Raw genomic sequence first — 1,814 nt, 5'->3', positions numbered from 1 at the left:
TCCAGCAGCTCGCGCACGCGCGCCTCGCGGCCGCCCGCCGGGTCGATCCCGTTGATCTCCATCGGCCCGGAGACGATCTTGCCGACCGTCTGCCGGGGGTTGAGGGAGGAGTAGGGGTCCTGGAAGATCATCTGGATCTCGGAGCGGATCGGCACCAGCTCTCTGCGCTTGGCGTGGCCGATGTCCTGCCCGCGGTACGTGATCGTGCCCGCCGTGGGCTCCAGGAGCCGGGTGATCAGCCGGCCCGTCGTGGACTTGCCGCACCCCGACTCCCCCACCAGGCCGAAGCTCTCGCCCACCCGCACGTTCAGGTCGATGCCGTCCACTGCCTGCACCTGGCCGATCGTGCGCCGGATCGGGAAGCCGCCCCTGACCGGGAAGTGCTTGGTGAGCCCCTCGACTGTGAGCAGCGTCTCCGCCTCGGCCTGACGCGGGACGGGAAGAGCCGCTTCCCCTTCCACCCCTTTCCCGCCCTTCGCCTCCTCCTTCCCTTTCACCTCTCCCTTCCCTTTCGCCTCTTTCACCTCTTTTGCTTCTTTTGCTTCTCTCTCCACGTGGTCCTCCTACTCCCGTCTCGCTCCGGTCACGTCAACCGGGGCTTGATCTCGTTCGCGAAGATGGTCCGTTTCTGTTCCGCCGTGAGGTGGCAGGCGGCGGCGCGGTCCGGGGCCGGCAGCGGGCGTTCGGTGACGCACCGACCGCCGCCGACCCGGTTCTGGAAGGTGCAGCGGGGGTGGAACCGGCAGCCGGACGGCGGGTTCAGCAGCGAGGGCGGGGCGCCGGGGATGGGGGCGAGCGGGCTGCCCAGGTCCGAGTGCAGTCGGGGCATGGAGTTCAGCAGGCCCCAGGTGTACGGGTGTTGCGGTGAGCGCAGCACCTGCCGGGTCGTCCCGCGTTCGACCGCGCCGCCCGCGTACATCACCATGATGTCGTCGGCGATGTCGGCGATGACCCCGAGATCGTGCGTGATGAAGATGATCGCGGTGCCGGACTCCCGCTGGAGGTCCTTGAGCAGGTCGAGGATCTGCGCCTGGACCGTGACGTCGAGCGCGGTCGTCGGCTCGTCGGCGATCAGCAGGTCCGGGTCGCAGACCAGCGCCATGGCGATCATCGCGCGCTGCCGCATACCGCCGGAGAACTGGTGCGGGTAGTCCTTCGCCCGTTCCCGGGGGTTGGGGATGCCGACCTTGTCGAGCATCTCCAGGGTCCGCGCCCAGGCGGCCTTCTTCGAGGCGCCCCGGTGTCTCACGTACGGCTCGGCGATCTGCCGGCCCACGGTGGAGTACGGGGACAGCGCGGTCAGCGGGTCCTGGAAGATCATCGCGACCTTGTTGCCGCGCAGCCGCTCCAGCTCCGCCTCCCGGGCCGTGGTCAGCTCCTGGCCCTCCAGCAGGATTTCGCCCTCGACTTCGGTGAACATCGGGTTGTGCAGGCCGAGGATCGTCAGGCTGGTGACGGACTTGCCGGATCCCGACTCGCCGACGATGCCCAGGGTGCGGCCGCGGTCGAGGTCGAAGGAGAGTCCGTCGACGGCCCGGACGACGCCGTCCTCCGTGGAGAAGCCGACGTGCAGGTCCCGCACGGAGAGGAACGCTCCCGCGCCGGCCGGTCCGGGCGCCGCCGGCTCCCCGGGCTCCTCGATCACCGTGCTCACGACGAACCTCCTCACGACAGGCGGGCCGTAAACCGGCCCAGGACAGCCTTGCGCGCGGATCGACGTGAGGCTAGTGCCGCGGCAGGCAACGTTCGCCCCGTCGCGACGCCCGGCACGCACTCTCGCCGCACCGGCCGAAAGCCCAAGTACGTCCAGTACG

At 69.7% G+C, this 1,814-nt stretch carries 2 protein-coding genes; both read right to left on the bottom strand.

Annotated features, from left to right (window positions below; genetic code table 11):
• On the bottom strand, window positions 1-461 hold a 461-nt coding region (locus AB0J04_RS46005; RefSeq protein WP_363174711.1), incomplete at its 3' end, for an ATP-binding cassette domain-containing protein.
• 122 nt (window positions 462-583) lie between these two features.
• The gene (locus tag AB0J04_RS46000) at window positions 584-1,654 is read right to left on the bottom strand and encodes an ABC transporter ATP-binding protein (protein ID WP_363174710.1); all 1,071 of its coding nucleotides are present in this window, start codon (window positions 1,652-1,654) and stop codon (window positions 584-586) included.
• Between the last annotated feature and the right edge of the window lie 160 nt (window positions 1,655-1,814).

The sequence above is a fragment of the Streptomyces sp. NPDC050263 genome, from assembly GCF_040655955.1.
GTDB lineage: Bacteria > Actinomycetota > Actinomycetes > Streptomycetales > Streptomycetaceae > Streptomyces.
This window is presented reverse-complemented; position numbering and strand designations above follow the sequence as displayed.